This is a genomic window from Sphingosinicella sp. (assembly GCF_013911755.1).
In the GTDB taxonomy this organism is placed as follows: Bacteria; Pseudomonadota; Alphaproteobacteria; order Sphingomonadales; family Sphingomonadaceae; genus Sphingosinicella.
The window spans coordinates 40,298-65,417 of sequence record NZ_JACESP010000006.1 but is presented as its reverse complement, the minus strand read 5'-3'; the positions used below and the strand labels follow the sequence as shown (position 1 = coordinate 65,417).

Genomic DNA, 25,120 nt, shown 5'->3' with positions numbered 1-25,120 from the left:
AACTGCCGGCGCGGCAGAAAGCGGCGATGGACTCGATCGCTTCTTATCTGATTGCGGTGAACCTCGCGGCCTTCGCCGCCTATGTCTGGGACAAGCACCTCGCCGAAACGGGCGGGCGCCGGATCTCGGAGCAGACCCTGCTCGGACTTGCCTTCTTCGGCGGTTCGCCCGGAGCATGGGCGGCGATGCGGCTGGCGCGTCACAAGACCCGGAAGGCGTCGTTTCAGGCGAGTTTCCGCGTGACGCTGGCAGTGCAGGCGGTGCTTCTGTTCGTCGTATCCACCGAGCGTGGACGGGCGTTCCTGATGGCGCTCGCCTAACCCTCCGGGTCGGCGGTGAATTCGCTGAAGCGCCAGCCTTCGGCGCCTTGATCGAAGTAGAAGACATAGGGCGCGCAGAACACGACGAAGCGAGTCTCCTCGGGTTGCGGCTGCGCGCGGCCCATGCATTCGCGGACGGCGGGGGTGAACAGGCCCATCCAGATCGAATCGAAGCGATCGGCGGTGAGTTCCCGGCTTTCGAACAGGAAGGGGAAGCGGGTCAGCGCCTTGACGGTCGCGGCGTCGCCGGTGGCGGCGGCGGTGGCGAAGCGGGTCCAGTCGGGGGCGAATGAGACGACGGCGCCGCCCGCGCTGCCGCTGGCGCCTGCCGCCGGACCGAGTTCCAGCTTCAGGATGCGCTTGTCGTCCCACTGTTCGTGATAGGTGACGCGGGCGCGCAATCCGTTTTCGATTGCGACGGGCGGCTTGCCACGGTTCGTGAAGCTGGCACCCGAAGGCTGGAAGCCGCGCCAGTAGCCGAACGTGACGCCGCCGACGGTGAAGCCTTCCCATGTGCGATAGCGATAGCCGATGTCGCCCCGGCTGCGAGCTTCGCGGTGTTCCCGTGTCCAGGCATCACTGACGATTCCCTCCGCGACCTTGACATCGCCATCGGCCATCACGCCTTTCATCGCGTGATAATCCCAGAGCGGAATGAGCATCACCAGGAACGTGAGCGCGGCGAACACCAGCAGCACCTTCGACCAGCGCTGCGTCTTGCTGCGCCAGCGCCCGATGGCCGCCAGCGCGACCAGCGCCAGCGGAATCGCGAAGAACACCCATTCCTCGTAGCGCGTGTTCGCGATGTCGAAGACCGTCTGCATCATCATGTGCCTGCCCCGTACCCGATGCTGCGGCGTTTCGGTGCGCCGCGCAAGCCATCAGCCCAAACCCCTGTTGACCGCCGCGCATCGCCCGTCCAAAACGCCCTGCATGGATGGAAGGCAGGGAGTCTGATGACCGGCGCGGATACGGCATCGCTGGATGGGCTGAGCTTTGAAGCTGCGCTCGCGCGGCTTGAGAAGATCGTGCACCAGCTCGAGGCCGGCGAGGTCGATCTCGAAGCCTCGATCGGGCTTTACGAACAGGGCCAGCAGCTGAAGGCCTATTGCGAAGCGAAGCTGAAGGCGGCGCAGGCGCGCATCGAGCTTATCCAGGTCGGCCCCGACGGCGAACCGAAGGGCACGCGGCCCTTCGATGCCGAATAGGCGCGCCGGTGTACGCTTCGCTCAGCCTGAAGCCCGCGCTCGACGCCATCGGGACCGCGATCGACCAGCGTTTCGACAAATTGCTGCCGATTCCCGCCGATCCGCGCCGGCGCCTCGTGGAAGCGATGCGCTATGCGGCGATGGGCGGAGGCAAGCGGATGCGGCCGCTGCTCGTGGTCGCGGCGTGCGACCTGTTTCATGTCGACAAGGAGCGCGCGCTGCGCACTGCGATCGCCACCGAATGCGTACATGTCTACAGCCTTGTCCACGACGACCTGCCGTGCATGGACGACGACGACACGCGGCGCGGCAAGCCGACGCTGCACAAGGCGTTCGACGAGGCGACGGCAGTGCTTGCGGGGGACGCGCTGCAGGCGCTCGCCTTCGAGGTGCTTGCCGACGAGGCCACGCACGAAGACCCCTATGTGCGTTCCGAACTGGTGCTTGAACTCGCGCGCGCCAGCGGCCCCACCGGCATGGCGGGCGGGCAGATGATGGATCTCGTGGCCGAGGGGGAAACGTTCGACCTGCCCACGACGACGCGGCTGCAGCAGCTGAAGACGGGCGCGCTCATCGGCTTCGCGATCGAGGCGGGCGCGATCATGGGCAAGGCGAGTGCGGACAACCGGGTGAAACTGCGCGGCTATGCGCGCGACCTCGGCCTTGCCTTCCAGATCGCCGACGATCTGCTCGACGCCGAGGGCGACAGCCGCCGCACGGGGAAGGCCGTGCGCAAGGATGCGGGCGCGGGCAAGGCGACCTTCGTGTCGCTGCTCGGCATCGAACGCGCGCGCAAGCAGGCCGAAATGCTGATCGACCAGGCGATCGGGCATCTGCACGGCTTCGGCCAGTCCGCCGATCTCTTGCGCGCCATCGCGCGCTTCGCGATCGAACGCGACCGCTAGAAAAATCAGCAGGGGGACACGTCATGCGTATCGGCGTTTATCCGGGGACGTTCGACCCGATCACGCTCGGTCATATCGACATCATCCGGCGCGGCGCCAAGCTCGTCGACAAGCTGATCATCGGCGTGTCCACGAACCCGTCCAAGTCGCCGATGTTCACATTGGAGGAGCGGCTGGAGCAGGTGCGCCGCGAGACGGCGGACATCGCGAACGGCACGATCGAGGTCGTCTCGTTCAACGCGCTGCTGATGGATTTCGCCGCGAGCCAGGGCGCGAGCATGATCGTGCGCGGCCTGCGCGCGGTTGCCGATTTCGAGTATGAATACCAGATGGCGGGCATGAACCAGCAGCTGAACAGCGAAATCGAGACGGTGTTCCTGATGGCGGACGTCGCGCTGCAGCCGATCGCTTCGCGGCTGGTGAAGGAAATCGCGGTGTTCGGCGGCGAGATCGGCAAGTTCGTGACGCCGTCGGTGGCGGCAGCGGTGAAGACGAAGGTCGCCGCGGGCAAATCATGATGTTCAGCGGCATGACATTCAGCGCCGATGCAGCTTTCCGGGGCTACGGCGTGCAGCAAGGTGGAAATCGAGGGTTCGGCATGAAACGCGTATTGATGACACTGCTTGCAATGCTGGCCTTTGCGACTGCGGTGCCCGCATCGGCCCAGCAGGCGGACAAGTTGTCGCCCGAACAGGCGATGAAGGTGCAGCAGGCGTTGTCGGCCCCGTCCGCGCCGATTGCCGCGCCGACCGCGCAGGACCCCGAGAATATCCTTTATCTCGACCTTTCGACGGGCGGGCGTGTCGCCATATTGATGCGGCCGGACATGGCGCCCGGCCATGTCGAACGCATCAAGACGCTGGTGCGCCGCGGCTTCTATGACGGCATCATCTTCCACCGCGTGATCGAAGGCTTCATGGCGCAGACCGGCGACCCGCAGGGCACCGGGCAGGGCGGCTCCGACCTTCCCGACCTCAAGGCGGAATTCAACGCGCTGCCGCACCTGCGCGGCACCGTTTCGATGGCGCGCACGCAGGAACCGGACAGCGCGAACAGCCAGTTCTTCATCATGTTCATGCCGATGACCGGCACGATGGACGGCAATTACACCGGCTGGGGCCGCGTGATCTCCGGCATGGAATTCGTGGACAAGATCGCGCGCGGCGAACCGCCCGCGAACCCCTCGCGCATCGTCAAAGCCTCGATCGCTGCCGACAACGTGCCGCCGCCGCCGCCCGCGATTGCCGCGCCCGAACCCGCACCGGCGGAGCAGCAGGCCGCCGCGCAAACCCCGGCGCCGCCGCAGAACTGACTTGCGCGTCGACGATTTCGATTTCGAACTCCCGCAGGACCTGATCGCGCTTCGCCCGGCCAGCCCGCGCGATGCGGCGCGGATGCTCGTCGTGCGCCCCGGCGGTCTCGACGATCGGGTGGTGCGGGATTTGCCTGCGCTGCTGGCGCCCGGCGACGTGCTCGTCTTCAACGACACGCGCGTCATCCCCGCGCAGCTTTTCGGCCGCAAGGGCGAGGCGAAGATCGGCGTCACGCTCCACAAGCGCGAGGGGCCGTATGAATGGCGGGCGTTCGTGCGCAATGCCAAGCGGCTGAAGGCGGGCGACCGTGTCGATTTCGGCGCGGGGTTGGCGGGGGTCGTATCGGACAAGGCGGCGGACGGCAGCATCCTGTGGCGCTTCGAATGCGAGGGGCCGCTGGAGGCGGCGCTGCACGCGGCGGGCACGATGCCGCTGCCACCCTACATCGCAGGCAAGCGCCCGGCCGACGCGCGCGATGCCGAGGATTATCAGACGATGTTCGCGGCGCGCGAAGGCGCGGTCGCGGCGCCGACGGCTGCATTGCACTTCACGCCCGAACTGATCGCGGCGCTCGATGCGCGCGGCGTGCGGCGCGAGACGCTGACGCTGCATGTCGGCGCGGGGACGTTCCTGCCGGTGAAGGTGGATGACACGCGCGACCACCGGATGCACGCCGAATGGGGCGAGGTGAGCGCAGAGGCGGCGGCGCGCCTCAACGCCGCGCGCGCGGCGGGCGGGCGTATTATCGCCGTGGGCACCACCTCGCTGCGCCTCCTTGAAAGCGCGGCGCGCGAGGATGGCGAAATCGTGCCGTTCAGGGGCGATACCGACATCTTCATCACGCCCGGCTATCGGTTCCGCGCGGTGCAAGGCTTGATGACCAACTTCCATCTGCCGCGCTCGACGCTCTTCATGCTGGTGAGTGCGCTGATGGGGCTGGAGACGATGCGCGGCGCCTATGCGCACGCGATCGCGGGCGGATACCGCTTCTACTCCTATGGCGATTCGAGCCTGCTCTTGCCGTGATGTGGCCGCTGCTGTATTATTTGCGTAATACGGTTAATGAGGTGGTCATGATGAAGCTGATGATACCCGCGCTTGCCGTGCTTGGCCTTGCGGCGTGTGATGAACCCGCCGATCAGCCCGAAAAGGGCGCGGACGTGGCGATCGTCGCGGCGAACGATCAGGGCAAGCGCGTGTTCGAGGCGGCGGCGGACGGCAAGACGGGGGCGGTGACGGTGACGACGCCGGGCTTCGACCTTAATCTCAAGCTGCCGAAGATGGCGCTCGGTGCGGACGATTTCGATATCGACGGGGTGAAGCTCTACCCCGGCTCGACGATCGGGGAGATCCGGGTGGACGCCGGCGCCAAGGACAAGGAAGGCGACAGCGCGGTCGATGTCGGCTTCACCGCACCTGCCAACGCGAAGACCGTGGCGGGCTGGTTCGCGCGGCGCTTCACGCAGAAGGGCATCACGTTCGAACGCGAAGGCGATACGCTGACCGGCGAGACCGCGGACGGCGACGCCTTCGTCGTCGAACTCGTCGACGAGACCGTGGACGGGGCGGCGGGCGCTAAGGGCAGCATCCACATCGTCAGCGGATAAACGTTTCCAGCGCGCGCGCTTCGCTTTATGCGGCGCGCCATGACGCGTTTCGACTTTTCCATCCACGCGCGCGACGGCAAGGCGCGCACCGGCAGGATCCGCATGATGCGCGGCGACATCCGCACGCCCGCGTTCATGCCGGTCGGCACCGCCGCGACCGTGAAGGCGATGAAGCCCGCGGACGTGCGCGCCACCGGGGCCGACATCATCCTCGGCAACACCTATCACCTGATGCTGCGCCCCGGCGACGAGCGCATGGCGCGCCTTGGCGGGCTGCACCGCTTCATGGGCTGGGACCGGCCGATCCTGACCGATTCGGGCGGCTATCAGGTGATGAGCCTTTCGGACCTCACCAAGGTGACCGAGGAGGGCGTGCGCTTCGCCTCGCACCTCGACGGTTCGCGGCACCTGCTGACGCCCGAACGCTCGATGGAGATCCAGCGCAACCTCGGCAGCGACATCGTGATGGCGTTCGATGAGTGCACCGCGTTTCCGGCGCCGCACGCGGTGGCGGCGAAGTCGATGGAGATGTCGATGCGCTGGGCGAAGCGTTCGCGCGAGGGCTTCGACGGGCACGAGCACGCGGGCCGCGCAGCGCTGTTCGGCATCCAGCAGGGATCGATGTTCGAGGACCTGCGCCGCGCCTCCTCGCAGGCGCTGACCGAGATCGGCTTTGACGGGTACGCGATCGGCGGCCTCGCGGTGGGCGAAGGCCAGCCGCAGATGTTCGAAGTGCTCGACTATGCGCCGGGGCTGCTGCCGGAGGACCGGCCGCGCTACCTGATGGGCGTCGGCAAGCCCGACGACATCGTGGGGGCGGTGCAGCGGGGCATCGACATGTTCGACTGCGTGCTGCCGACGCGATCGGGCCGCAACGGGCAGGCGTTCACGCACGATGGGCCGATCAACCTTCGCAACGCGCGCTTCGCGGAGGATACAGGCCCGCTCGATCCCGATTGCAGCTGCCCGGTGTGTCACGGCTGGAGCCGCGCTTACATCCACCACCTGATCCGCTCAGGCGAAATCCTGGGCGCGATGCTGATGACCGAGCACAATCTCTCCTTTTATCAACAGTTGATGGCGGGGCTTCGGCAGGCCATCGCGGAGGGGCGGCTGGAGGCGTTCGCGCAGGCGTTCGTCGGCCGCTACCGGAAGGATGGCTGATGGCGGTTGTCGAGATCGAGCGCTGCGGGGGTTACGCCGTCGTCACGATGAACCGCCCGGAAGCGATGAACGCGCTTTCGAAGGCGCTGCGCAGCGAACTCGCGCGCAGCTTCGACGCGCTTGAGGCTGATCCCGACATCCGCGTGGCGATTCTGACTGGCGCGGGAGACCGGGCGTTCACGGCTGGCCTCGATCTCAAGGAACTGGGATCGGGCGCGTCGAACCTCGCGGACGCGGTCGCCAAGGAAGACCCCGTGAGCGCGCTCGGCCGCTTCTCCGGCCCCGTGATCGCGGCGATCAACGGCGTCGCCATCACCGGCGGCTTCGAACTGGCGCTTGCCTGCGACGTGCTGATCGCGTCAGAGACCGCACGCTTCGCCGACACGCACGCGCGCCTCGGCCTGATGCCCGGCTGGGGCCTCAGCCAGCGACTGAGCCGTGCCATCGGCATCTCGCGCGCCAAGGAACTGTCGCTGACCGGCAATTTCATCGACGCCGCGACGGCGGAACGCTGGGGCCTTGTGAACCGGGTCGTTGCGCCCGCCGAACTGATGCCGGCGGCACGGCGCCTTGCAGAGGACATGATCTCCGCCGATCCCGAGACGCTGAAGGCTCTGAAGGCGCTCATCGACGACGGCTTCGCGCTTCCCTTCGGCGAGGCCATGGCACTGGAGAGCGAACGGTCGGCGGGCAATAGCGCGATCGGCGCCGAGGCGGTAGAGGCGCGGCGAAAAAGTCCGTTCTGGAACGCGGGCGTTCGCAGGCCTCCTAACGCCCTTTGAAGTTGGCGGGGCGCTTTTGCAGGAAGGCGGCCACGCCTTCCGCGAAATCCTCGGTAAGTCCCGCGAGCCGCTGGTTGCGGCGTTCGACCATCAGCCCTTCGCTGAGCGGCTTGTCGAGGCATTGGCGCAGGCCCTGACGGATGAGCGCATAAGCCTTCGTCGGTCCCTTCGCGAGCCGCGCGGCGAGCGCGCCCGCCTCGGTCATCAATGCATCATCGTCGACCACCTTGTAGATCATGCCCCAGTCGAGCGCCTGCGCGGCCGGCACCTTCTCGCCGAGCATCATCATCGCCTGCGCCCGTGCGCGACCGGCGAGGCGCGGCAGGATCCATGTCGAGCCGACATCGGGCACGAGGCCGATGTTGACGAAGGCCTGCAGGAAATAGGCGGAGCGGGCGGCGATCACGATGTCGCCCGCAAGCGCGATCGATGCACCTGCGCCGGCTGCGGGGCCATTCACGGCGGTGACGAAGGGGACGGGCAGATCCATCAGCCGCTCGAGCAGCGGGTTGAAATGGCTTTCGAGCACCTTGCCCGTATCCATCGGGCCTGCAGGGAGCCCGCTGCTGTCCGGCGCCGCGCCCGCATTGCCGCCCGAAAGATCCGCGCCCGAGGAAAAGCCGCGGCCCGCGCCGGTCATCAGCAGCACGCGGGCCGTGCCGCGATCCCGCACGGCATCGATCGCGTGGATCATCTCGCCGACCGAATGGGTGCTGAGGCCATTCAGCACATCCGGCCGGTTTATGGTCAGCGTCGCGATGCCGTCCCGTTCATCGAGCAGGATGTGATCGTAGGCCATGTGCAACTCCCCATATCCAGTTCGGGGGATGCTTAGCCTGATGCGACGGGATGGGAACCGATCAATTGAAAGGGGTCGTCGCCTGACCGGTTCCCGCCCGGTCAGTCGTCGAAGCGCCGGTCGAGCACTTCGCCGGTCCGCCGATCGAGCACGAGTTCCACCTTGCGATTCCGGTCGTCGCGGCCTTCCACCTTGATCGTGGAGCGCTTGATCTTGATCTCGTCAGCACGCACGCCTTGCTTCGCGGCGTGCTTTTCAGCGGCGCCGAACGACTTCGGCTTGGCAGCGGGTGCCGCGCAGGCGGTGAACGGTGCGGCGAGAGCGAGGACGGCGGCGGGGAGAACGTATCGGTTCATGGGCAATCTCCTTGGGTTCGATATCGCCGCCGGATAGCCGCCCGCGCCTGACATGCGATCGTCTGTGGTCGTCAGCAAAGCGTCAGCCCCGGCGTGCTAGGTGCGGCGGATGCAGACGATCCTGAAATCCGGCGTTCGCTGGGTCTTTCTGACGGTTTTCGCTTTGGCGACGACGCTTGCGCTCGCCTCGGGGGCGCCCGCGAAAGACAAGAAGGCGAAGAAGGCCGAGGAAGCGAATTCGATTCGCGCCGCCGTCGAGCGCGGCGATCTCCTGCCGCTGCCCCGTATCCTCGCGCTTGCGCAGGCGCGTGTTAAAGGGGAAGTGCTGAAGATCGAACTCGAGCAGGATGACGGCGTGCTCAGCTATGAGGTCAAGATCCTGACCAGGAAAGGCCGCGTGCGCGAGGTCGAACTCGATGCCCGCACGGGCGCGCTCATCAAGATCGAGGATGATTGATGCGCCTGCTCGTGGTGGAGGACGATCCCGATGTGGGGGACGATCTCGTCCGCGCGCTCGGTGAAGCGGGCTTCGTCGTCGATCTTGCCGTGACCGGCGATGACGCGTGGTATCGCGGCGATACCGAGAACTATGCCGCCGTCATCCTCGATCTCGGCTTGCCGCGCCTCGACGGGCTCAGCGTGCTGCGGCGATGGCGGAGCTCGGGGCGCAACTTCCCGGTGCTGATCCTCACCGCGCGCAGCGAATGGACCGAGAAGGTCGAGGGCATCGATGCGGGCGCAGACGATTATCTCGCCAAGCCCTTCGCGATGGGCGAACTCGTGGCGCGGGTGCGCGCGCTGCTGCGCCGGGCGGCCGGACACGGATCGTCGGTCATCCGCATCGGCCGCCTGGCGCTCGATACGAGCCGTATGTCCGCGCATGTCGATACCCACACGATCCGCCTGTCACCGCTCGAATACCGTTTCCTTGAATTCCTTGCGCACCAGCGCGGCAGCGTGATCGCCGCCCATGACATCGCCGAACATCTCTACGGCACCGCCGATGTGGGGGACACCAACGCCATCGAAGCGCTCGTCACCCGGCTGCGTCGCAAGGTGGGGCCGGGCATTGTCGAGACGCGGCGCGGTTTCGGCTACGTTCTTTCGGAGGAAGGCTGATGCCGGTGCGTTCGCTGCGGCTGCGGCTGTTGGCGAGCGCTGCCGCGGCGGTGTTTCTCGCGCTCGCGATCGCGGGCTTTGGTCTTCACCTGCTGTTCGAACGCCATATCGAGCGCCGCGAAGCGCTGTCGATGGAAGCCAAGGCGCACGAACTGCTCGCAGCGCTGAGGCTTGATACCCAAGGGAGGCCGGTCGTCGATCCGCTTCCCTCCGACACCCGCTTCAACCAGCCGGCGGGCGGCCTCTATTGGCAGGTCAGCACGGCGTCCGGGCAGGCGCATTCGCCCTCGCTTTGGGATCAGTCGATCACGTCCATGCCCGGCACGCCGCGCGACCATTGGCGTATAAGGCGCGTTCCCGGCCCCTTCGCGCAGGGGTTGCTCGTGATCGAGCGCATGGTCGAGCCCGACCGGAGCAGCCGCGCGGCGCTGGTGCAGGTCGCCACAGATGACAGCGCGCTGAGCGACGCCCAGCGCGAGTTCAGCCTTGAAATGATCGGTTCGCTGGTTCTGCTATGGCTCGTGCTGACAGGCGCAGCTTACGGCCAGGTGGTGCTTGGGCTTAAGCCGCTCGGCCGCATTCGTGCCGAGCTCGACCGGATGCGGCGCAATCCGGGTGCGCGGCTTTCGGCGGATCATCCCGCCGAGATCGATCCGCTGGCGAACGCGATCAACTCGCTTGCCGATGCGCGCGCGGCGGATGTCGACCGTGCGCGCCGCCGCGCCGCCGACCTCGCGCACAGCCTGAAGACGCCGCTTGCCGCGCTTGCTGCGCAGAGCCGCCGTGCACGCGAGGCGGGTGCACATGAGGCGGCGGACGGGCTCGATCGCGCGATCGCGGCGGCGGGCGCGGCGCTGGAGGCGGAGCTTGCGCGTTCGCGCTCGGCGGTGGCGCGCGAGGCGCAGGCGGCGTCGCGGGCGAACGTGCTCGCTGCAGCGGAGGCTGTCGCCGCGGTCCTCGAACGCACCGAGGCGGGCGAACGCATCGTGTTCGAGATCGATGTGCCCGAAGACATCGAACTGCCATTTGCCGCTTCGGACCTTGCCGAAATCCTCGGCGCGCTGATGGAAAACGCCGCGCGCTTTGCCCGCCGACGCGTCACCGTGTCCGGCACTGCGGCCGATAACGAGGTTTGCGTTACCATCGCGGACGACGGCCCCGGCATCGCCGATACACGCGCGGCGACGGCGCTCGTGCGCGGCGGGCGGCTTGACGAGGCCGGGCCAGGCCACGGCTTCGGGCTTGCGATCGTGAGCGACCTGGTAAGCGCCACCGATGGCGCAATGACGCTCGGCGCCGGCCCGCTCGGCGGTCTTGAAGTCCGCCTTGCGTGGCCGGCTGCTGCTGCTTCCTAGAAGTTGACGAGGAAATTGAGGCGCAGGCGGTTCTGCCAATCGACGGGGCCGATGACGCCGTCCTTCTGCCGGTAGCGGTAGTATGTGGCGTTGAGGACGAGGTTGTGTTTCGGCACGAAATCGATGGCGAGCGTGTGCTGCATGTAATTGGTGGCGATGTTGGTGTTGTCCTGGCTGAACGCGGCGAGGACGGCGTCGGTGTCGGCCTCGGCATAGCCGTAGGCGAAGCGCCAGTCGCCGGGCTTGGCGGCGCGGCCGACGAGGAGATCGACGCCGAAGCCGGTGTCGGCATCGGTGGCGGCACCGTAGTTGTGCACATAGTCGCCGACGAGGCGCACGGGCCACTTCTCGCCGAGGCCGTTCCAGGTGAGCGCGGCGATGACGTCGAGCAGGTTGAAGTCGGAGAGGTAGCGCCCGCCTGCGAAGAGGTTGGAGCGGAAATCGCCGGCATCCGCGCCGGCGAGGCTGCGCAGGGAGTAGTCGAAGTAGCCGACGGCGAGTTCGGCCTGGATGGGCGCGGAAGGTGTCTGCATTGCGAGCTGGCCGCCGATCATGCGGCTGTCCGGCCCGGCGACGGATTCGTCGACGAGGAAGTAGAGCCCTGCCGCCTTCAGCTTCACGCCGCCGAGATCGGCGGTGTACGCGGCGGACGCGCCCTGCGGGGAGACGTCGCCGTCCCAGACGAGCTCGGTGCGCATGAACGGCTGCGGGATCTTGCCGAGGTGGACCTGAAGATCGCCGGGGGTGAGGCGGATATAGGCCTGATCGAGGCTGACCTGCAGATCATCGTCGAAGTTCGACAGCGTCATGTCGGCGGAGTTGGGGTCATCGGGATCGCCCGTGGCGAGCTGGCCGCCGACGGTGAGCCAGTCGTTCACCGCATAAGCGGCGCGCAGGCGCGCGCGGAGCACGCCGCGATCACGGTCGCGCGCACCGGCGACGCCGAAGTTGGATTCATAGCGCACGCGCATGTCGCCCGAGAGGCTGAGACGCGAGGGTTCGCTGCTGACGGGCGCTGGCGCAGCAGCGGGCGCAGCCGCGTCGGCGACCGGGGTTTCGCGCTGCCTTGCGAGCGCGCCTTCAAGCTCGGCGATGCGCGCCTGCGCACGGGCCTGTTCGGCGCGGAGCGCCTCGACCGCGGCCTTGAGCTCGGCGATGTCGTCCGCCGGTGCCGCCGCTGCCGGTGTGAGCGATGATCCCAGCAGCAATGCCGCGCAGAGCGGCAGGCGCGAACGGTAAAGACCAGAGAGCGACATGATAAATTCCCCATGCAGAAAACAGGCGCGGCGCCGCCGATAGCATCGCCGCGCTGTCACCTATCTGACAGGGGGTGTCAGCGAACCGTCAGGTTCGCGCGGCCGCCTTCACCTTCGCGCGGAAGGCGTGAAGAAGCGGCTCGGTGTAGCCGCTCGGCTGGCTGACACCTTCGAAGACGAGCGCGCGCGCGGCCTGATAGGCGAGGCTGGTGGTCTCGTTGCCCGACATCGGCCGGTAGAGCGGGTCGCCTGCGTTCTGCGCGTCGACCTTCGCGGCCATGCGCGCGAAGGCGGCGTCGACGTCCGCCGCCGTGCAGACGCCGTGCAGCAGCCAGTTCGCCATGTGCTGCGAGGAAATGCGCAGTGTGGCGCGGTCTTCCATCAGCCCGATGTCGTGAATGTCGGGCACCTTCGAGCAGCCGACGCCCTGATCCACCCAGCGCACGACATAGCCGAGAATGCCCTGCGCGTTGTTGTCCAGTTCCTCCCGGATCTCTTCGGACGACCAGTTGTGCCCGGCGGCGAGCGGGATGGTGAGGAGGGCGCCGAGGCTGTCGATGCCCTCCGCGCGGCGTTCTTCCTGACGCGCGAACACATCGACGGCGTGATAGTGCGTCGCGTGCAGCGTGGCGGCGGTGGGCGAAGGCACCCACGCGGTGTTCGCGCCCGTCTTCGGATGACCGATCTTCTGCTCCAGCATGTCCGCCATCCGGTCCGGCGCGGCCCACATGCCCTTGCCGATCTGCGCGCGGCCCGAAAGCCCGCAGGCGAGGCCGATCTGCACGTTGCGGTTCTCGTAGGCGGTGATCCATGCCGACGTCTTCATGTCGCCCTTGCGGATCATCGCACCCGCACGCATCGACGTGTGCATCTCGTCGCCCGTGCGATCGAGGAAGCCGGTGTTGATGAAGACGATGCGATCCTTCACCGCCGCGATGCACGCCGCGAGATTGGCCGACGTGCGGCGCTCTTCATCCATCACGCCGACCTTGATCGTGTGGCGCGCGAGGCCGAGCAGATCCTCGATCGCGTCGAAAAGACGGTTGGTGAACGCGGCCTCTTCGGGGCCGTGCATCTTGGGCTTCACGATGTAGATCGAACCGGCGCGGCTGTTCACGAAACGGCCCTGACGCTTGAGGTCGTGGACGCCGATGAGGCTGGTGACGATGCCGTCGAGGATGCCTTCGGGCGCTTCCGATCCATCGGGGAGGCGCACGGCGGGCGTCGTCATCAGGTGGCCGACATTGCGCACGAAGAGGAGACTGCGGCCCGGCAGCGTGAAGGCCGTTCCGTCCGGCGCGGTATAGGCGCGGTCCGCGTTCAGGCGGCGCGTCATCGGTTTGCCGGCCTTTTCGAACGTGTCTTCAAGATCGCCCTTCATGAGGCCGAGCCAGTTCGCATAGGCGGCGACCTTGTCTTCCGCGTCCACGGCGGCGACCGAGTCTTCAAGGTCGACGATCGTGGAGAGCGCGGATTCGAGGACGACGTCGGCGAGGCCCGCCGGATCGTCGCGGCCGATCGGGTGCGCGCGATCGATGACGAGTTCAATGTGGAGGCCGTTGTGGCGGAGCAGCAGGTTGTCGCCCGCGCGGCCGACGAGCTGCGCGGGATCGGCGAGCGCGGGGGTGCCGCCTGCCCAGCCCGTCCACGATCCGCTCGCGAGCGGCACGGCGCGGTCGAGGAATGCCTTCGCCCACGCGATCACCTGCGCGCCACGCGCCGGATCATAGCCCTTCCCCACCGGGGTGCCCGGAATCGCATCGGTGCCGTAGAGCGCATCATACAGGCTGCCCCAGCGCGCATTGGCGGCGTTGAGCACGAAACGCGCGTTGAGCACGGGGACGACGAGCTGCGGCCCGGCGAGCGTCGCAAGCTCCGCATCGACATTCTGCGTGGTGACGGTGAAGGGCGTGGGTTCGGGCACGAGGTAGCCGATTTCGCGCAGGAACGCCTGATACTCGGCAGCGTCGAGGGGCTTTCCGGCGCGCGCCGTGTGCCAGGCATCGATGCGCGCCTGCAGATCGTCGCGCTTCGCGAGGAGCGCCGCGTTTTCGGGGGCGAAGCGGGCGTAGATGTCCGCAACGCCTGCCCAGAAGGCGTCGGCGGCGACGCCCGTGCCGGGCAGCGCCTGCTCTTCGATGAAGCGGACGAGGCTGTCCGCGATCTGGAGGCCGTTCTTCGTCGTCATGGTCTGATCGTCCCGTATGGTTTCGCGCGTTCATAGACGAGCGCGAACTCGTGCGGTAGACGAACGAAAATTAAAGCAGCTTTTCACCACGGGAATAAATCGGATGGATGCCGATTACGCGCTGTTTGCCAAGATCATCGAAAGCGGCAGCCTTTCGGCGGCGGGGCGCGCGGTGGGGCTTTCGCCTGCGATGGTTTCGAAGCGGCTGGCGCGGCTGGAAGCGCGGCTCGGCACGGCGCTCGTGAACCGCACGACGCGGCGGCTCGCGCTCACCGAAACCGGGGCGCGCTTTCACGCGGACGTGCTGGCGATCCTGAAGGCGGTGGCGGAGGCGGAGGCGCGTGCGAGCGGCGACAAGGACGGCCCGGCGGGGCTGCTGCGCGTGTCCGCGCCCACATCGTTCGGGCGGCTGCACATCGCGCCGCACCTGAAGCGATTTCTGGATGATTATCCGCGCATCACGCTCGATCTCGATCTTTCGGACGGGTTCGTGGACCTGATGGCGGCGCGCATCGACGTTGCCGTGCGGATCACGCCCACAGTCGGCGGCGGCGTGAGCGCCCGGCGGCTGGCGACGAACCGCCGCATCCAATGCGCGGCCCCCGCCTATATCGCGCAGCACGGCGCGCCGGAGGACACGGCGGCGCTCGCGCGGCACCAGCTGCTCGCGGCAACGGGCCAGTTTCCGTGGCGGCTGACGGGCGGGGATGGGAGAACCGTTTCCATCGACGGCACCAGCCGCGTGCGCACCAATTCGAGCGAGGTCGTCCGCGAGCTGTGCATCGCCGGGGTCGGCATCGCGCTCAGATCACTATGGGACGTGAGCGCCGACCTCGCCGCCGGGCGGCTGGTGCGCATACTGCCGGACTGCGAGGGATCGGCGGACGTCGGCATCTACGCCGTCTCGCCACGGCGCCCCCAAATTGCGCCTGCGGTGCGGGCGTTCACGGATTTTCTGGAAGGGCTGTATGGGCCGGTGCCGCCTTGGGAGGGGTGAGGGGGCTCAAGTGGGGCAATGCATTTTGGTATGCCGCGCAAAACGACGTCTGCGTCCTTGGCGCGTGCGGATCGGGGACCCATAGCGTTGTCGATCTCGTAAGGAAATCCGGTCTCTCAGGCTAATGATCCAAAGGGCGACTGATCGATAGCCAGTAGCCCAATCAATAATCGCTCGGTATAGCGCCTTTACACATTGCCGAGGGAAGAAGGCATGATCGGGTTAACGATCGAAGATTTTGCATGTATTCGCGAAGCTCGGTTTGAGCTTGCTCCTGTAACCGTTCTCATAGGGCCGCAGGGTAGTGGGAAAAGTGTAACAACAAAGCTGTTTTATTTCTGTGTAGACATTTTATCTCGGCAGCATACGTGCGCAGAGAAAGGGATGACGTTAGAGGAATTCAAAGCCGAAACTGCAAAATTATTCAAAATCTGGTTTCCGCCCAGTGCGTGGGGTAGGCGGCGCTTCAATATCAATTTCCAGGAAGGTGACTTCACGGTCCGGTTTCTACGGCGTATGTCCAAGGGTGCGCCCTCTCAAGAGATAGCGGTCACGTTTTCAGATTTTTTCTGCAAGCAGTATACTGTGCTTGCTCAAGCCTACGATCGCCTGAAGTCCGCCCAGGAACTCGACGAAGACGGGCTGCTTCGAGGTTCTGAAGGGTTGTGGCGGGTTCGCGAACAAGCACAAGCTCGTTTAGCGAAACAACTCGGCGCCAATTATCTTGATGGTCAGACATTTATTCCCGCAGGCAGAGCCTTTTTCACTAGCATCGGGAGGTTGGTAGCCGCGATCGAGCAAGGAAGCAGCCTCGACCCGGTGACTATCCGATTTGCCAAATTATTTGCTACTCTTAGAGATTATTCGTCGAGACGGATTAGATTTTCTCGAGTCAATAAGGAAGATAAGGTTCGTCGTGAGGCGATCATGGCTGAACTATTTGGAGGAAAAATTAAATTTGAGAGTGATTTCGAATTTGTTGAGACAAGCGATGGTAGAATAATTCCATTTACGGCCCTTTCGAGTGGTCAGCAAGAGCTTCTCCCAATGTGGCTTTTGCTTGATTATTATTCGGATTCTCCTTCTCGTGCCGATCGCTATGGCGACCTCTTCTATATTGAAGAGCCTGAGGCGCACCTTTTTCCAGTGGCTCAGAGCTTGCTAATGGATTTTCTTATTGGCGAGGTGGTCTCTAAGAAAGAAAAGCGAAGTTTGGTTCTGACCACTCACAGCCCATACATACTTTCTAAGATAAATAACTATCTTAAGGCCGGGCAGATTGGTCGTAATCGCAAAAATAGCGCCGCGGTTTCCAAAATTGTCCCGAAAGAATTCTGGTTGACTCCTTCAAGAGTAAAGGCTTACGCAATAAAAAACGGGTATCTCAGAGAGATTATAGATCAAGATGGACTCATTGATGGGTCCTATATTGACAGCGTTTCTGAGGATGTGTCACGAGATTTTAGTAGGCTGTTGGATATCGAGTTTCCCGAGGGGGGCGACGTGTGAGCCAAGAACTCCAGTGCGTGGAACATGTGACGGGTTCAAACATCACAGTGAAAGAGAAGGGCCGGAGAGCAAACTTCAAGAATCCAAATAATGCCTCGTTCCAAAGAGTGCGTGTAGATGACTGCCTTATAACGGAAGGCCCCAGGGCGGATTGGATTATAAACAAGATCGGCGTCGGTAGTGTTGTAATTGAACTAAAAGGAAAAGGCGTAGAATACGCTTGTAAGCAGCTTTCAGCTACAGTTATTCATCCTAACGTTCAGCCGTGGCTTCAATCTCGCAAGGCTCTTCTTGTAATGTGTTCACGCTATCCCAAATTCGACACTATTGTAGCTAAGGCGACAGCTGCAGCGCGAAGCAAAGGTATGAAGTTGTTCGTTGCTTGCAACGATCGGGACTTTGTTTTGGAAGACCTTCTATAGCATCTGCCCCACCTTCTGCCTCAGTCGGCGCAGCGTCTTTTGTATTTATGCCTCAAGCCTTCCATCGCCTGCGATGAGGCATAAAACCTCCGCCGATCCCCCTCAAACCGGCACCGCCGTCTTGTAAACGATCGGCCGCAGCGCAAAACTCGTCGTCACCTGCGCCACCCCCTCGATGCGGGTGAGCCGTCGCAGCACGTCCTCGAAATCGGCGAGGGAGGGGACGAGGACGCGGAGCTGGTAGTCGGCTTCGCCGGTCATCAGGTAGCATTCCATCACCTCCGGAAAGGCGGCGACGGCGGTTTCGAAGATGTCGAGGTGCTTTTCGTCCTGCTGATTGAGCCGCACGCGCACGAAGGCGCTGATCGTGAGGCCGACCTGGGCCGGGCTGACCAGCGCGACATAGCCGGTGATGATGCCCGCCGCCTCCAGCTGGCGCACGCGGCGCAGGCACGGGCTCGGCGAGAGGCCGACCTTCTCCGAAAGCTCCTGATTGGTGATGCGCCCGTCTTCCTGAAGACATTCGAGGATTTTGACATCAAGCGCGTCGAGCGGTGGCGTTGGCATAAAATTGCTTCCTGACGGTTTCCGGCAATCGTTTCTGCCAAATTGCGCCGCCTGTCGAGCCCATTTCGCAAGGACCGCGCGGCCTCGCGCGTAATATATGGACGGCTGGCACAGTGCGCGGAGCGACAAGATGACGGTGACGGTTTCCAGCCCCGATACGGTGAGCACGCTCGAAGACCTGGAGACGCGGCTGCGCTGGCTGGCGGCGTGGACGATCCACAACGCGAACCACATCCGCGAGAACGTGGACGGCATCAAGGTGGGCGGGCATCAGGCGAGCTGCGCTTCGATGAGCGCGATCATGGCGGCGCTGTATTTCCACGCGCTGGGGCCGAACGACCGCGTGGCGGTGAAGCCGCACGCCGGGCCGCTGCTCCACGCGATCCACTACATGCTGGGGAACGAAAGCCTGGACCGGCTGAAGGCGTTTCGCGGGCTGGGCGGCGTGCAATCCTACCCTTCGCGCACCAAGGACGTGATCCCGGTGGATTTCTCGACCGGATCGGTGGGGCTCGGCGTCGCGATCACAGCGTTCGCGAGCCTCGTGCAGGACTACATGGTCGCGCACGGGCTGATGGCGGAGGCGGACACGGGCCGCATGATCGCGCTGATGGGCGACGCGGAACTCGACGAGGGCAATATCTATGAATGCCTGATCGAGGCGTACAAGCACGACATCCGCAACTGCTGGTGGATCGTGGACTATAACCGGCAGTCGCTCGATGCGACGACCGCCGACCGCATGTTCCGCCGCTTCGACGACATCTTCGAAACCTGCGGATGGCGCGTGGTGACGCTGAAGCACGGGCGGCACCAGCGCGCGGCGTTCAAGGAGCCGGGCGGGCAGGCACTCGCGGACTGGATCGACAATTGCCCGAACGCCGAATATGCGGCGCTCACCTATCAGGGCGGGGCAGCGTGGCGCGCGCGGCTGGAGGCGGACATCGGCAGCGTGCGCGGCGTGAAGGCGCTGCTTTCCAAGCGCGACGATGCGGCGCTCGCGGAGCTGATGACGAACCTCGGCGGGCATTGCCTTGAAACGCTGAAAGACGCGTTCGACGGGGCGAAGGACGACCGGCCGACGCTGTTCATCGCCTACACGATCAAGGGCTATGGCCTGCCGCTCGCCGGGCACAAGGACAATCATTCCGGGCTGATGACGCCGGGGCAGATCGCGGAGCTGCGCGGGCGGCTCGGCATCGCCGAGGGCGAGGAATGGGAACCGTGGGCGGGGCTTGGCGGCAATGCGGCCGCGGCGGCGAAGGCGATGCTGGAGGCCGCGCCGATCCGGCAGAAGAAGGACGCGCGGCCGATCGATTCAGTGCCCGTGCCGACGCTGGACGCGCCGCGCGAGGCGGAGCAATCGACGCAGGCGGCGTTCGGGAAGATCCTCTTCGAGCTGGCGAAATCGGGCCATCCGCTCGCCGCGCGGATCGTGACGACATCGCCCGACGTGACGGTTTCCACGAACCTCGGCGGCTGGGTGAACCAGCGCGGGCTGTTCCGGCGGCAGGACCTTGCCGACGTGTTCCAGAAGGCGAAGATTCCCTCCGCGCAGAAATGGTCCGGCGCGCCCGCGGGGCAGCACATCGAACTCGGCATCGCGGAGAACAACCTGTTCCTCGTGCTCGGCGCGCTCGGGCTTGCGGGCGATCTGTTCGGCGCGCAGCTGATGCCGGTAGGGACGGTGTATGATCCCTTCATCGCGCGCGGGCTCGATGCGCTGAATTACGCCTGCTATCAGGACGCGCGGTTCATGCTGGTGGCGACGCCTTCGGGCGTGACGCTGGGGCCGGAAGGCGGCGCGCACCAATCGATCAACCCGCCGCTGATCGCGATGGGCCAGCCGGGGCTGACGCACTACGAGCCCGCGTTCGCCGACGAACTCGCGCTGATGATGGAACACGGTTTCCGCCACATGCAGGCGGCGGACGGCGGATCGATCTATTTCCGCCTGACGACGCGCACCATCCTGCAGGCGCGGCGCGAGGACGATGCGTGGCAGGCCGATGCGCTGAAGGGCGCGTACTGGCTGCGCGCGCCCGCAGAGGGCGGCGAGGCGGCGGTCGTGGCGATGGGCGCGGTGATGCCCGATGCGATCGCGGCGTGGGAACTGCTGGAGGCGGACCTGCCGGGGCTCGGGCTGCTCGCCGTCACCTCGCCGACGCTGCTGCACCGCGACTGGAGCGCGGCGCGGGCGGCGCGCTGGCAGGGCCGCGCGAAGGAGACGTCGCATATCGAAACGCTGCTCGGCACGCTCGCGGCGAATGCGGGGCTTGTCACTGTGCTCGACGGGTCTCCGGCGGCGCTGTCGTGGATCGGCGGCGTGCGCGGCCACCGCGTCAGCCCGCTCGGCGTCGACCGCTTCGGGCAGACCGGCAACCTAGCGGACACGTATCGCATCCACCGCCTGAACGCGGACGCGATCGTGGAGGCGGCGGCGGAGCTGTTCCTCTAGGCCTCGGCCGGATCGCTGATGCTGTGACGGCCGGTTTCGATGCGGCCCGCGAAGCGCTGTTCGAAGCCGGGCGCGGTGACGGTGAGGTCGTACCAGCCTTGCGAGTCTTTCGCGGACCAGACGTGGGCGGCTTTCAGCGGCTGCGACATGGCCTCGTAATGCTCGCTGCGCAGCGTGGCTTCGCCGCGTGAGGCGAGCTTAAGCGCCGGGCCTTTACGATCGTAGCGTGCCGTCACGACTGGCGGCGTGGCGTTTTGCGCGAGCGAGCCTTTGATGGCGCGGACGAAGCCGTTGGGGCCGATCAGCCAGAGGTCGAACGATCCGTCCGCTTCCACCGCCCAGTCGTCGGAAAGGCGCTTGCCGGCTTCCACGGTGTAGCGGCGCGGGATGCGGTCGAGGTTCAGCTTGTCGTAGACGTGGAACACCGCGCCCGCCGTGCCGGTGTTCGCGAAATCGACCGTGACGGCACGGCGCTTCGCATCGACGCGCATGTCGGCGTGAAGCTCGTAGGGCAGCGCGCGCGAGGGGCGCGTGCCCGCCTCCTGCCACAGCGGCTGCGGGGTTTCCGGCGGCATGATCTTCGGGCGCTGCATGTGCGCGAGGACGACGCCCGACGCGCCCGTCACCGGCGGCAGCGGCGGGAAGCTCGTGTCCGTCGGCGCGGCGAAATCGAACGCCGAGGTGAGGTCGCCGCTCACCGCGCGGTGCCAGGGGCTGATCGCGGGGATCGTGATGTCGAAGCGCTTTTCGAGGAACTGGCCGATCGAGGTGTGGTCCATCACTTCGGACGTGACCCAGCCGCCCCGGCTCCACGGCGAGACGACGTACATCGGCACGCGCGGCCCCATCGCCCACGGGCGGACCTTGCCGCTGATGTCGTCGGTGGGGTCGGTATATTTGCCGGCAGTGTCGTGGAAATAATGCCCGGCGATCGGCATCGTCGTTTTCCCGCAGAGATTGCCCTCCACATCGTAGGAGGGCGGCGCGGCGGGGGGGACGTGATCGAACTGGCCGTCGTTCTCGTCGAAGGTGAGGAAGAAGGCGGTCTTCGCCCAGACGTCGGGATTCGATGTCAGCGCATCGAGGACCATCGCGGTGAATTCGGCGCCCTGCAGCGGCGTCGAGGCGCTCGGATGCTCGGACCATTCCTTGGGCGGCAATACCCACGATACGGCGGGGAGCGTGCCGTTCTTCACATCGTCCGCGAGCTGGAGCAGCGTGTATTCGCTCATGCCGCGCTTGTAGAGTTCAGAGCCCGGCTTTGCGTCGCGGAAGCTCTGCGAACCGAGACAGCCGTGCATCGCGCCCGTCCAGTTGTCGTTCGGATCCTGATAGATGCGCCAATCGATGCCGGCATCTTGCAGCACGTCGGGGATCGTCGGCCAGGTGAGGGCATTGCCCTGATAGGTGTAACCCGGCGACGGGAGCGCGCCCTTCACCCAGCAGCGGAGGTTGTTCGGCTCCGAATTCACATCGGTGCAATTCTCGCCCTTCGCGACCGCCTGCGGATCGAAGTTGGAGCCGGTCCAGAACACGATGCGGTTGGGATCGGTGCCGGATGTCACGGAGCAGTGATAGGCATCGCAAATCGTGAAATTCTCGGCGAGCGCGAACTGGAAGGGAATGTCCTCGCGCCGGTAATAGCCCATCGAATAGGGGTTCTTGTAGCGCGGCCATTCGCCGAAGCGGCCCTGGCTCCACGCGGCCTGCGCGTCGGAAAAGCTGTGCGGCGTGCCGGGCACCTTCAGCGCATCGGTGGTCTTCGTGTCGAGATGGTAGGGCGGAAGCTCGCGCTTGCCGTCCGACTGCTGCCAGACGGTGCGGTCGCCGCGCATCGGGATGGGGTGACGATCGCCGAAGCCGCGCACGCCGCGCATCGTGCCGAAATAATGATCGAAGGAGCGGTTCTCCTGCATCAGGATGACGATGTGCTGCACGTCCTTGATCGTGCCCGTGACGCGCGCGGGGGCGATCGCCATGGCGCGCGCGATGCTGGCTGGAAGCGCGGAGAGCGCGGCGCCGGCTGCGGCGGTGCGGAGGAAATTCCGGCGGCTGGTGTCGGTCATCGTGCGCCTTTCATTGGAGGATCAGAGCGCCGCGCGGCGCAGGTGCGCGGCCGCCCGGTCGAGGAGGAAAACCACGAGGAAAATGACGACGAGGATCGTGCCGACATGGCCGTAGTCGTACATGTCGTAGCGGCCCTTCAGTTCCTGCCCGATGCCGCCCGCGCCGACGATGCCGATGACGGTCGCCATGCGCATGTTGCGGTCGAGCACATAAAGCGCGGCGGCGATGAAGCGCGGCATCGCCTGCGGCAGCACCGCCCAGCGAAGCTGCGCGAGCATGGTGGCGCCGCCGGCCGCGAGCGCTTCCTGCGGGCGGGGGTCGAGCCCCTCCATGTCTTCGCCGTAGACCTTGCCGAGATAGCCCGCGCCGTAGAAGGCGAGCGCGAGAATGCCCGCGATGGGCCCGAAGCCGTAGGCGATGACGAGGAACAGCGCGCTGATCATCTCGGGGATCGAGCGCAGCAGGCTGATCGCCGCGCCCGCGACACCGCGCAGCGCGGGCGAATGCGTGATGTTGCGCGCCGCGCCGAGCGCGAGCGGAAAGCCGATCAGGATCGCGATCACCGTACCCCACAGCGCGATCTCGAGCGTTTCCAGCATCTTTGCAGCGACGTGGACGAGATAGCCGACAGGCTCGACGAGAACCGTGGTGCGCTCGGTGCGCGACTCCATTTCAAGCGTATCGGGATTGAGCGCCTGCGTCGTGCTCTCGACGCTTTCGATGCGTGCGAACGGGGGCAGATGCCGGGGATCGAAATTCTCGAGCCGGCTCACCTCGGTGCGCGTGGAGATTTGCAGCGGAAACAGTTTACCCGCGACCGCGCCGAAACCGTCTGCGACTTCGGATTCCGGCACGATCCCGACCGCAGCAAGCGCGGCCTCGCCGGTCATCGAAATCATGCGCCCGATTTCGACGCGCTGGCCGGTGATCCAGAGCAATGCGAAGGCGGCAATGACGATGGCGACTGCGCGCGTGCCGAATGGGCGCGGGTAATGCCAGGCGGCGGTGTTCATGCCGCGAGCCCTCCGCTGGCGATCGGGACCGGCCCGGCTTCGCCATAGATCGCGCGGATTGCGCTGCGGTCGAGCTCGGCGGGAGTGCCGTCGAAGACCAGCCGCCCGTGGCGCAGCGCGACGATGCGGTCCGCGAAGGCGCGCGCGAGTTCGATCTGGTGGAGGCTGCACAAGACGGTCGCGCCGCGCACGCGCGCCTGATCGCGGATAAGCGCAAGAATATCGCTGCTGATGCGCGGATCGAGGCTGGCGACGGGTTCATCGGCAAGCACGATGGCGGGATCGAGCATGAACGCGCGCGCGATGCCGACGCGCTGCTGCTGCCCGCCCGAAAGACTGTCCGCCCGGCGGCTCATGTGCGCGGGATCGAGACCGACGGAAGCCGCGAGCATACACGCCTTCGTCTTCAGCGTTTCGGGGAAGACGCCGGTGAGCAGGCGCATGGCGCCGAGCGCGGGGAGCGCGCCGGTCATGATGTTCGCCGCGACGCTGAGGCGGCCGACGAGATTGAAGCTCTGGTGGATCATGCCGATGCGGCGACGGATGGGTTTCATCGTGCGCGGGGTGAGATCGCGGCCTTCGATGATGACGCGCCCCTCGGTGGGCTCGGCGAGGCGGTTTGCCATGCGCAGCAGCGTCGACTTGCCCGCGCCCGACGGGCCGAGCAGCACGCAGAACTGGCCGCGCGGAACATCGAGCGAGACATCGTCGAGCGCGCGCGTACCGTCTGGGTAGCGCTTGCCGATCTTGCGGAAGCTGATGGCGGGCGCGTCCATTTCAGCGGCTCGCCGACTTGGTGAGGATGCGGCTTTTGAGGTCATCGTTGACGAGCGCCATGCGTGACGCAGCAACGTTGAACTTCGCGGCCGGGAATTTCACATCGTAGCCGTCGATGCGCTTGCCGCCATAGCCGCGGATCATCTCGGGCGTCATTCCGGGCGCGTGCGCGATGTCGGCGAAGGCGGCGCGGAGCTTCGCCTGCAGCTTCGGCGCCAGGCGGCTGTTCACCGCGATCGGCGGATAGGGGATCGGGCTGCTTTTCGCGATCACGCGGAATTTCTTCGGATCGACCGCGCCCTGCCGCACGGCCTTTTCATAGGAATCGAACGAGAGCGCGGCGGCATCGACGCGGCCCTGTACGAGCGCGGCAAGACTGTTCACGTGGCTGCCCGCCATGCGGATCTCGCCGAGATCGCGAACGGGATCGAGACCCGCCTCGATGACCATCGCCATCGGGAAGACAAACGAGGACGCGGAATTGACGTCGCCGAATGCGACGCGCTTGCCGCGCAGATCCTTCACGCTCTTGAAGGGCGCATCCTTGCGCGCGAAGAAACCGGCATAATAGACGGACTGGCCGTTTTCGACACCGACCGCGAGCAGCTTCGCGCAGCCGCGCTTTTGCGCCTGGAGATAGGTGACCGGCCCCATGAAGGCGACATCGGCGCGGCCGCCGCACATCGCTTCGACAACAGCGCCGTAGCTCTGCGCGACCTTCAAATCGAATTTGATGCCGGTGCTGCGCGAAACGGCGTTGAACACCGGCTGATAGTCCGCGATCGTGCCGCTTTCGGTGCCGCCGTCCGCCGGGATGAGTACGACGGTGAGGGGCTTGCCCGCCGTTTGCGCAAGCGCGGGCGATGCGATGCCGACCAGTGTCGCCAATGCTGCCGTCAGCCAGTGTCTCATCCGAGTCTCCATCGGTGTGTTGAAAG

Annotated in this window: 26 protein-coding genes; 16 read left to right on the top strand and 10 right to left on the bottom strand. The window is 65.8% G+C overall.

Features of this window, described 5'->3' with window-relative positions; translation table 11 throughout:
• The first annotated feature begins 26 nt into the window (after positions 1–26).
• Positions 27–320 (top strand): DUF1294 domain-containing protein, encoded by a 294-nt coding sequence (locus H2052_RS06185; RefSeq protein WP_293779222.1) that lies wholly within the window; start codon positions 27–29, stop codon positions 318–320.
• Here the strand turns inward: H2052_RS06185 and H2052_RS06180 are convergent.
• On the bottom strand, positions 317–1,150 hold the full coding sequence (locus tag H2052_RS06180) for a hypothetical protein (protein WP_293779220.1): 834 nt from the start codon (positions 1,148–1,150) through the stop codon (positions 317–319). The two genes, H2052_RS06185 and H2052_RS06180, sit on opposite strands and share 4 nt — an antisense overlap.
• A gap of 126 nt (positions 1,151–1,276) precedes the next feature.
• On the opposite strand from H2052_RS06180, the gene H2052_RS06175 reads away from it, so the two are divergent.
• The 8 genes from H2052_RS06175 to H2052_RS06140 all read left to right on the top strand — a co-directional run bounded on the left by H2052_RS06175 (position 1,277) and on the right by H2052_RS06140 (position 7,299).
• Positions 1,277–1,528 carry an exodeoxyribonuclease VII small subunit gene (locus H2052_RS06175; RefSeq protein WP_293779218.1) on the top strand — a complete coding sequence of 84 codons (252 nt, stop codon included), beginning with the start codon at positions 1,277–1,279 and terminating at the stop codon, positions 1,526–1,528.
• 8 nt (positions 1,529–1,536) lie between these two features.
• A complete protein-coding gene (locus H2052_RS06170) occupies positions 1,537–2,433 on the top strand; it encodes a polyprenyl synthetase family protein (RefSeq protein ID WP_293779216.1) in 897 nt (298 codons plus the stop codon).
• A 23-nt stretch (positions 2,434–2,456) separates the two neighbouring features.
• Positions 2,457–2,951, top strand: coding sequence for a pantetheine-phosphate adenylyltransferase (gene coaD / locus H2052_RS06165; RefSeq protein WP_293779214.1), 495 nt, complete (start codon positions 2,457–2,459; stop codon positions 2,949–2,951).
• Between the two features lie 80 nt (positions 2,952–3,031).
• Positions 3,032–3,745: a peptidylprolyl isomerase gene (locus H2052_RS06160; RefSeq protein ID WP_293779212.1), complete on the top strand. Its 714-nt coding sequence runs from the start codon at positions 3,032–3,034 to the stop codon at positions 3,743–3,745.
• A gap of 1 nt (position 3,746) precedes the next feature.
• The gene (gene queA / locus H2052_RS06155) at positions 3,747–4,772 is read left to right on the top strand and encodes a tRNA preQ1(34) S-adenosylmethionine ribosyltransferase-isomerase QueA (protein WP_293779210.1); all 1,026 of its coding nucleotides are present in this window, start codon (positions 3,747–3,749) and stop codon (positions 4,770–4,772) included.
• Positions 4,773–4,819: 47 nt separating this feature from the next.
• Positions 4,820–5,353, top strand: a complete 534-nt coding sequence (locus H2052_RS06150; RefSeq protein ID WP_293779208.1) for a hypothetical protein — start codon at positions 4,820–4,822, stop codon at positions 5,351–5,353.
• A 39-nt stretch (positions 5,354–5,392) separates the two neighbouring features.
• Positions 5,393–6,517 carry a tRNA guanosine(34) transglycosylase Tgt gene (gene tgt, locus H2052_RS06145; protein WP_293779207.1) on the top strand — a complete coding sequence of 375 codons (1,125 nt, stop codon included), beginning with the start codon at positions 5,393–5,395 and terminating at the stop codon, positions 6,515–6,517.
• Positions 6,517–7,299, top strand: a complete 783-nt coding sequence (locus tag H2052_RS06140; RefSeq protein WP_366484296.1) for an enoyl-CoA hydratase — start codon at positions 6,517–6,519, stop codon at positions 7,297–7,299. The genes tgt and H2052_RS06140 overlap by 1 nt, the downstream gene beginning before the upstream one ends.
• Here H2052_RS06140 and H2052_RS06135 read toward each other — a convergent pair.
• Together H2052_RS06135 and H2052_RS06130 are read right to left on the bottom strand one after the other, a co-directional pair.
• Positions 7,286–8,098, bottom strand: a complete 813-nt coding sequence (locus tag H2052_RS06135; RefSeq protein WP_293779205.1) for an enoyl-CoA hydratase-related protein — start codon at positions 8,096–8,098, stop codon at positions 7,286–7,288. The genes H2052_RS06140 and H2052_RS06135 overlap by 14 nt on opposite strands.
• A 101-nt stretch (positions 8,099–8,199) precedes the next feature.
• The gene (locus H2052_RS06130) at positions 8,200–8,454 is read right to left on the bottom strand and encodes a PepSY domain-containing protein (protein WP_293779203.1); all 255 of its coding nucleotides are present in this window, start codon (positions 8,452–8,454) and stop codon (positions 8,200–8,202) included.
• A 109-nt stretch (positions 8,455–8,563) separates the two neighbouring features.
• Between H2052_RS06130 and H2052_RS06125 the strand changes: the two genes are divergently transcribed.
• Genes H2052_RS06125 through H2052_RS06115 form a run of 3 tightly spaced genes read left to right on the top strand, consistent with a single transcriptional unit; the run spans position 8,564 to position 10,928 of the window.
• Positions 8,564–8,911 (top strand): PepSY domain-containing protein, encoded by a 348-nt coding sequence (locus H2052_RS06125; RefSeq protein WP_293779201.1) that lies wholly within the window; start codon positions 8,564–8,566, stop codon positions 8,909–8,911.
• Positions 8,911–9,573 carry a response regulator transcription factor gene (locus H2052_RS06120; protein WP_293779199.1) on the top strand — a complete coding sequence of 221 codons (663 nt, stop codon included), beginning with the start codon at positions 8,911–8,913 and terminating at the stop codon, positions 9,571–9,573. Before H2052_RS06125 ends, H2052_RS06120 begins: the two co-directional genes overlap by 1 nt.
• On the top strand, positions 9,573–10,928 hold the full coding sequence (locus H2052_RS06115) for a sensor histidine kinase (protein ID WP_293779197.1): 1,356 nt from the start codon (positions 9,573–9,575) through the stop codon (positions 10,926–10,928). Before H2052_RS06120 ends, H2052_RS06115 begins: the two co-directional genes overlap by 1 nt.
• Here H2052_RS06115 and H2052_RS06110 read toward each other — a convergent pair.
• Both H2052_RS06110 and H2052_RS06105 read right to left on the bottom strand, forming a co-directional pair.
• Positions 10,925–12,184: a putative porin gene (locus H2052_RS06110; protein WP_293779195.1), complete on the bottom strand. Its 1,260-nt coding sequence runs from the start codon at positions 12,182–12,184 to the stop codon at positions 10,925–10,927. The two genes, H2052_RS06115 and H2052_RS06110, sit on opposite strands and share 4 nt — an antisense overlap.
• An 88-nt stretch (positions 12,185–12,272) precedes the next feature.
• The gene (locus H2052_RS06105) at positions 12,273–14,372 is read right to left on the bottom strand and encodes a malate synthase G (protein WP_293779193.1); all 2,100 of its coding nucleotides are present in this window, start codon (positions 14,370–14,372) and stop codon (positions 12,273–12,275) included.
• A 103-nt stretch (positions 14,373–14,475) separates the two neighbouring features.
• Between H2052_RS06105 and H2052_RS06100 the strand changes: the two genes are divergently transcribed.
• The 3 genes from H2052_RS06100 to H2052_RS06090 all read left to right on the top strand — a co-directional run bounded on the left by H2052_RS06100 (position 14,476) and on the right by H2052_RS06090 (position 17,300).
• Entirely contained in the window at positions 14,476–15,369 is an 894-nt protein-coding gene (locus H2052_RS06100; protein WP_293779191.1) for a LysR family transcriptional regulator, read from the top strand.
• Between the two features lie 213 nt (positions 15,370–15,582).
• Entirely contained in the window at positions 15,583–16,878 is a 1,296-nt protein-coding gene (locus tag H2052_RS06095) for an ATP-binding protein (protein ID WP_293779189.1), read from the top strand.
• Complete coding sequence (locus H2052_RS06090; RefSeq protein WP_293779187.1) at positions 16,875–17,300, top strand: hypothetical protein; 426 nt, start codon at positions 16,875–16,877, stop codon at positions 17,298–17,300. The genes H2052_RS06095 and H2052_RS06090 overlap by 4 nt, the downstream gene beginning before the upstream one ends.
• A 102-nt stretch (positions 17,301–17,402) precedes the next feature.
• On the opposite strand, the gene H2052_RS06085 is transcribed toward H2052_RS06090, so the two are convergent.
• Positions 17,403–17,867 carry an Lrp/AsnC family transcriptional regulator gene (locus H2052_RS06085; RefSeq protein WP_293779185.1) on the bottom strand — a complete coding sequence of 155 codons (465 nt, stop codon included), beginning with the start codon at positions 17,865–17,867 and terminating at the stop codon, positions 17,403–17,405.
• Between the two features lie 130 nt (positions 17,868–17,997).
• Between H2052_RS06085 and H2052_RS06080 the strand changes: the two genes are divergently transcribed.
• Positions 17,998–20,325 carry a transketolase gene (locus tag H2052_RS06080; RefSeq protein ID WP_293779386.1) on the top strand — a complete coding sequence of 776 codons (2,328 nt, stop codon included), beginning with the start codon at positions 17,998–18,000 and terminating at the stop codon, positions 20,323–20,325.
• Here H2052_RS06080 and H2052_RS06075 read toward each other — a convergent pair.
• The 4 genes from H2052_RS06075 to H2052_RS06060 are packed head-to-tail and all read right to left on the bottom strand — an operon-like array spanning position 20,322 to position 25,094.
• Positions 20,322–22,391, bottom strand: a complete 2,070-nt coding sequence (locus H2052_RS06075; protein ID WP_293779183.1) for a phosphocholine-specific phospholipase C — start codon at positions 22,389–22,391, stop codon at positions 20,322–20,324. The genes H2052_RS06080 and H2052_RS06075 overlap by 4 nt on opposite strands.
• Before the next feature lie 21 nt (positions 22,392–22,412).
• On the bottom strand, positions 22,413–23,405 hold the full coding sequence (gene phnE / locus H2052_RS06070) for a phosphonate ABC transporter, permease protein PhnE (protein WP_293779181.1): 993 nt from the start codon (positions 23,403–23,405) through the stop codon (positions 22,413–22,415).
• On the bottom strand, positions 23,402–24,181 hold the full coding sequence (locus tag H2052_RS06065; protein ID WP_293779179.1) for a phosphonate ABC transporter ATP-binding protein: 780 nt from the start codon (positions 24,179–24,181) through the stop codon (positions 23,402–23,404). Before H2052_RS06065 ends, phnE begins: the two co-directional genes overlap by 4 nt.
• 1 nt (position 24,182) lies before the next feature.
• Positions 24,183–25,094, bottom strand: coding sequence for a phosphate/phosphite/phosphonate ABC transporter substrate-binding protein (locus H2052_RS06060; protein ID WP_293779177.1), 912 nt, complete (start codon positions 25,092–25,094; stop codon positions 24,183–24,185).
• Positions 25,095–25,120: the final 26 nt, after the last annotated feature.

Coding starts and splice junctions, on each gene's coding strand:
- H2052_RS06065 (WP_293779179.1), bottom strand. CDS start 24,181: ATGGACGCGCCCGCCATCAGCTTCCGCAAGATCGGCAAGCGCTACCCA.
- H2052_RS06175 (WP_293779218.1), top strand. CDS start 1,277: ATGACCGGCGCGGATACGGCATCGCTGGATGGGCTGAGCTTTGAAGCT.
- coaD (WP_293779214.1), top strand. CDS start 2,457: ATGCGTATCGGCGTTTATCCGGGGACGTTCGACCCGATCACGCTCGGT.
- H2052_RS06060 (WP_293779177.1), bottom strand. CDS start 25,094: ATGAGACACTGGCTGACGGCAGCATTGGCGACACTGGTCGGCATCGCA.
- H2052_RS06105 (WP_293779193.1), bottom strand. CDS start 14,372: ATGACGACGAAGAACGGCCTCCAGATCGCGGACAGCCTCGTCCGCTTC.
- H2052_RS06160 (WP_293779212.1), top strand. CDS start 3,032: ATGAAACGCGTATTGATGACACTGCTTGCAATGCTGGCCTTTGCGACT.
- H2052_RS06140 (WP_366484296.1), top strand. CDS start 6,517: ATGGCGGTTGTCGAGATCGAGCGCTGCGGGGGTTACGCCGTCGTCACG.
- H2052_RS06120 (WP_293779199.1), top strand. CDS start 8,911: ATGCGCCTGCTCGTGGTGGAGGACGATCCCGATGTGGGGGACGATCTC.
- H2052_RS06180 (WP_293779220.1), bottom strand. CDS start 1,150: ATGATGATGCAGACGGTCTTCGACATCGCGAACACGCGCTACGAGGAA.
- H2052_RS06075 (WP_293779183.1), bottom strand. CDS start 22,391: ATGACCGACACCAGCCGCCGGAATTTCCTCCGCACCGCCGCAGCCGGC.
- H2052_RS06115 (WP_293779197.1), top strand. CDS start 9,573: ATGCCGGTGCGTTCGCTGCGGCTGCGGCTGTTGGCGAGCGCTGCCGCG.
- H2052_RS06085 (WP_293779185.1), bottom strand. CDS start 17,867: ATGCCAACGCCACCGCTCGACGCGCTTGATGTCAAAATCCTCGAATGT.
- phnE (WP_293779181.1), bottom strand. CDS start 23,405: ATGAACACCGCCGCCTGGCATTACCCGCGCCCATTCGGCACGCGCGCA.
- H2052_RS06095 (WP_293779189.1), top strand. CDS start 15,583: ATGATCGGGTTAACGATCGAAGATTTTGCATGTATTCGCGAAGCTCGG.
- H2052_RS06130 (WP_293779203.1), bottom strand. CDS start 8,454: ATGAACCGATACGTTCTCCCCGCCGCCGTCCTCGCTCTCGCCGCACCG.
- H2052_RS06080 (WP_293779386.1), top strand. CDS start 17,998: ATGACGGTGACGGTTTCCAGCCCCGATACGGTGAGCACGCTCGAAGAC.
- tgt (WP_293779207.1), top strand. CDS start 5,393: ATGACGCGTTTCGACTTTTCCATCCACGCGCGCGACGGCAAGGCGCGC.
- H2052_RS06100 (WP_293779191.1), top strand. CDS start 14,476: ATGGATGCCGATTACGCGCTGTTTGCCAAGATCATCGAAAGCGGCAGC.
- H2052_RS06110 (WP_293779195.1), bottom strand. CDS start 12,184: ATGTCGCTCTCTGGTCTTTACCGTTCGCGCCTGCCGCTCTGCGCGGCA.
- H2052_RS06150 (WP_293779208.1), top strand. CDS start 4,820: ATGATGAAGCTGATGATACCCGCGCTTGCCGTGCTTGGCCTTGCGGCG.
- H2052_RS06135 (WP_293779205.1), bottom strand. CDS start 8,098: ATGGCCTACGATCACATCCTGCTCGATGAACGGGACGGCATCGCGACG.
- H2052_RS06185 (WP_293779222.1), top strand. CDS start 27: ATGGACTCGATCGCTTCTTATCTGATTGCGGTGAACCTCGCGGCCTTC.
- H2052_RS06125 (WP_293779201.1), top strand. CDS start 8,564: ATGCAGACGATCCTGAAATCCGGCGTTCGCTGGGTCTTTCTGACGGTT.